Genomic DNA, 4,017 nt, shown 5'->3' on the forward strand with positions numbered 1-4,017 from the left:
CCCCGCATAGCATTGACACGCACGACGCAACAAACAGGACAACACGGTAACCAGCAGCGGCCCGAAAGCTCAGGGCAAAAGCATCATGCGTCTGGGCTTGATCGGAAGTCTCTTACGGAGTAGTTAGACCGCAACGCGCCGGCCCCTACGTTATAGAAGCGATGAAAGCATAACGCTAAGCAAGCCGGCGACAACTGCGACGAGCAAAACCAAACAAAGTACAGGCCCTGACAAGAATCCAAAGAAACGTACGTTTTCTGCGGAGAACGAATACCCACACTTAGGGCAACGAACCTTGGTAGAAACGCCTGGCATAGTGATGAACCCAAAGAGCACCGGAACACCGCCCCAGGCAAGCTCTTTGCGAGCATCGAACTTTGCGGAGCATTTGGGACAAGTATCGAGATCGCTCATTTGCGGCCTAACGCTTGAGTTAAGCGGCGGCGAAGCCGTCCGCCTTGAACGAAATGTTAGGTGCCGTTTGCGAGCAAGTATGCAGACACTAACGACATGAGTACGAAGAAGGCGAAAAAGTAGTTGAGTGCGGCGATGAGGCAGATGGCGAAACTCTTGAGGTCGGAAGCCTTGCTGCTTCGGGAGAAGTAGACGGCTGTAATGATTGAAGCCGTGATGGCAGCAAAAAGAATACTTGGTGCATAAGGCAGCCAAGCGGAAAAACTCTCGCCCGCCATTGTGACTTTTGGGCCAAACGAACGAAGATGCCCAGGCCCATATACTCGCAAGGTCAGTGAAGTGAGCGAAGCTGACACAAGTGCCGCAGCCACGCTGCTTAGAAAAATCCAAATGGCGAGAATCTTACGAGTCATGGCACCTAACGCTTGAGTTAAGCGGCGGCGAAGCCGCCTTGAACGAATAGTTAGCCCTGCACGCTGTGCATGGCCAGCGCATTGAGCTGAGCTGTTGTGTATTGAGCAGTGCCCGCAGCGAGCTGGTCAAGCACGGCGGGCAACCAATTTAAGCCAGCGCGACCAAACTGAAGCAAGAGCTCTTGGCAGTCGGCCGATGCCCTAAACGTTTGCGGGGTGAAGTCATAGTAAAGCTCGGAGAACGAGCTGCCGTAAGCAACCTCGAAGTGATGAACGCCATGCTCAACGCGATGAGCGAGCTCAAACGTCTTGAAGCTAGGTGGATTGCTAAGGATGGTCATGCCTTTCATGGGGCTAACGCTGGAGTTAAGCGGCGGCGAAGCCGTCCGCCTTGAACGAATGGTTAGGTGCGCAGTTCATGTAGTTGCAGCCTGCGGCTTTGCAGCTCGCCTGCGAGCCGCCGCAATGGCGAACATTATCGTGACAACGACTGCCAGAAGATTTACTGCAACGATGTAATTGGGATTGTCTGTGACTCGGAAATCTACCGAAAGCCCAACCCGGAATTTATAGAGTGTCTCAGGCAGGCGAGCGCTGGCAATTTGTAGCGCCCAGAACAAAGTGCCGAATAGCAACGCTGCTCGAGTTGGCTTGAGCAGCTGCCAAAGGAGAAGCCCGGCCGCTGGGAGGCCGATGGCAAGCGGGAGAAAAGGCGCCAAGCCAGCGCCGTAGACTTGAAACTTGCCTGTGAATAAAACCCACACACCAACAGCAAAGTTCAGGGCAGTCCAAGCAAAGAGTACAAGCTCAAACTTTGTCATACGGGAGCTTGGAAGTGTCATAAGCACCTAACGCTGGAGTTAAGCGGCGCCGGAGGCGTCCGCCTTGAACGACTGGTTAGGTGAGCTTACCCGACGGCGAAGAAACAGCCCTAGCAAAACGCCTAGGACTAAAGCCAACGGACCACCCCATGAAGCGACCAGATACGAGACGCCGGCTTCATGCGCAATTGCAGGCCCGACGTAAGGGTCTGTGACCTCAAGTAGGTGTGCGACGAAGAAAAGAATTGGTGCTGGGAGGAGGAGTAGCAACAGCCACCGTCTATAACGCGCAGCCAGAAATGCCAAGACTGATGGAACGATTGCCCATGCCCAAACAACTAGCGCAGAACTTTCCTTGTCCATGACCTCGGCGTGAGCAGTAAGAGGGAGCAGGAATAGAAGTAGCGCCGCGAATCTCATGGCTCACCTAACGCTGGAGTTAAGCGGCGGCGAAGCCGTCCGCCTTGAACGAGTGGTTAGGCGCCGCCGCTAGGCACTGGCTGCGGAGTGGTATGCAACATGGTTTTACCCAAGCGCTCAACAAGTGGGAGTAGAAGCTGCGATTGGTTAGTTGTGCATTGTGTTCGAAGTTCATCGAAGAAGGGCTTCGCATCACTAGACTCAAGAGTGCTGATCCCATTTTTCCCCGCAGAATAGCCCATGAGCCAGATCATCATTCCTTGAACTTGCGGGGTGTCGGAGTAAGCCGTTTTTGAAACTTTGGCTTCAAATGTGCCGCAACTTACCGAACTGAAATCGATCCCATTCGCTTTACATGAGGCTGCCGTCAACATCAAAAGAACGCCAAAGATATAACTTTTCACAGTACCCCCAAATTTTGGCCTAACGCTTGAGTTAAGCGGCGGCGAAGCCGTCCGCCTTGAACGAATGGTTAGGCGCGCTTTCGTGCATAGGTTGCACGCATGCGGGCGAACATAAAAACACCATACGCGAGGAACAAGCCGCCCATGATGAACAAGAGGCCACGATATTCGTCGCGACCGAACCACATGAACATTGCGCCCATAGCTATGCAGAATACAGGCGCAAAATATATGTTGCGCGGAGCTGCTGAAACCGTGCGCGCATTGAACTTGAGGATCGAGCTATACGACTCCACGATCTCCTCGTGTGGCCCCTTGCAGGAGAGGCCATGTCCTAGGTCAACCGCGCACTCAGGGCAAAGACCCTTTGCACAGGCCTTACAGGACCCAACCGCCTCGCGATCTTGATGATTGAAGCAACGCATGAGTTTCCCTTCCTATGGCGCCTAACGCTTGAGTTAAGCGGCGGCGAAGCCGTCCGCCTTGAACGAGAAGTTAGAACTTACCCGAGAAGTAACTTAGTGCGAATAGTGCCAGCAGCAAAACCAAGAAACCTATGCCTGCCCACTTGCGATGGACCTGCTCTCGTTGCGACACGGTAGCCAAGGGTGCAAATCGAGCCACGAGGTACTGGGAAAGTAAGACAAGGCAAAGTGCGACACAAACTGGCCAGTACGAACGCAAACGCTTCATGTATGCGACCGAAAACCCTAGACCAAGCAAGCCAGCGAGGCCTACCAAGTTGCGATACGCACGAGAGACTTCGATGGCGTGACCGCACACAGGACAGGGGTTAGCTCCGCTAAACAGAGCCAGTCGCCAAGCTGGAGGACGGTATGGATCTGAGTGCGTGTGGCTCATGAGTTCTAACGCTGGAATTAAGCGGCGGCGAAGCCGTCCGCCTTGAATGACTGGTTAGGTGCCATATACGACTGGCGCCCGTTTGGATAACAGAAACTGCTCGAACTCATGGATGTGCGCGAGCCGATCACTCCGCCTAGGCCGAGCTGATGGATCTGTATACATGTAGATGTGGAGGCGGCCCGCTGGTTGCTGTTGCGCATGGACAAGCAACTCGGCATGCGACATGAGCCAAGTGCTTTGGCTGGACAAGTCTACGAGCGCGACATAGTGGGCCGGCGAGTCACTTGGAACCCACCAATCAAGAGCATGCTTGCCAGTGCCGCCGCCCGGTTTGGACTTGAGGTTTGTCTTGACCTGCACCGTGATCGGGTGAGGTAGCCGAGGCGAGTAGGTAACAAGATCAATGCCCGTATCCGTGCTCATTGGTGCCGATTCGATGCCCATAAGCAGGAGCTGGTATTGCACCAGCAACTCGCCGCACTTTCCGATTTGTGCTTTGGCTAGCGACATACTTTCCTATGGCACCTAACGCCTGAGTTAAGCGGCGCCGGAGGCGTCCGCCTTGAACGAGTAAAAAGAGACTTCCTCCCCTTACGGCCTCGAAGGCCATGATGGTGTTGCGAAACAACCGTCAGCAGAAGAGGAAGTCTCCATGAGCACTATAACCCTGGGTGTGGACTT

4 protein-coding genes are annotated in these 4,017 nt (G+C 54.2%); all 4 read right to left on the reverse strand.

The genetic code is table 11. The features are described from left to right. Positions 1 to 470 precede the first annotated feature (470 nt). Positions 471 to 827 carry a hypothetical protein gene (locus tag B0E51_RS19285; protein WP_143525918.1) on the reverse strand — a complete coding sequence of 119 codons (357 nt, stop codon included), beginning with the start codon at positions 825 to 827 and terminating at the stop codon, positions 471 to 473. 50 nt (positions 828 to 877) lie between these two features. Next, positions 878 to 1,177, reverse strand: a complete 300-nt coding sequence (locus B0E51_RS13270) for a hypothetical protein (protein WP_143525919.1) — start codon at positions 1,175 to 1,177, stop codon at positions 878 to 880. 66 nt (positions 1,178 to 1,243) lie between these two features. Then, positions 1,244 to 1,648: a hypothetical protein gene (locus tag B0E51_RS13275; protein ID WP_077445384.1), complete on the reverse strand. Its 405-nt coding sequence runs from the start codon at positions 1,646 to 1,648 to the stop codon at positions 1,244 to 1,246. Between the two features lie 892 nt (positions 1,649 to 2,540). Then, a complete protein-coding gene (locus B0E51_RS19290; protein WP_143525920.1) occupies positions 2,541 to 2,768 on the reverse strand; it encodes a hypothetical protein in 228 nt (75 codons plus the stop codon). Positions 2,769 to 4,017: the final 1,249 nt, after the last annotated feature.

This window comes from Rhodanobacter sp. C05 (assembly GCF_002001165.1).
In the GTDB taxonomy this organism is placed as follows: domain Bacteria; phylum Pseudomonadota; class Gammaproteobacteria; order Xanthomonadales; family Rhodanobacteraceae; genus Rhodanobacter.

Excerpts from the sequence above, each read along its gene's own strand:
- B0E51_RS19285 (WP_143525918.1), bottom strand. The coding sequence starts at position 827 with ATGACTCGTAAGATTCTCGCCATTTGGATTTTTCTAAGCAGCGTGGCT.
- B0E51_RS13275 (WP_077445384.1), bottom strand. The coding sequence starts at position 1,648 with ATGACAAAGTTTGAGCTTGTACTCTTTGCTTGGACTGCCCTGAACTTT.
- B0E51_RS13270 (WP_143525919.1), bottom strand. The coding sequence starts at position 1,177 with ATGAAAGGCATGACCATCCTTAGCAATCCACCTAGCTTCAAGACGTTT.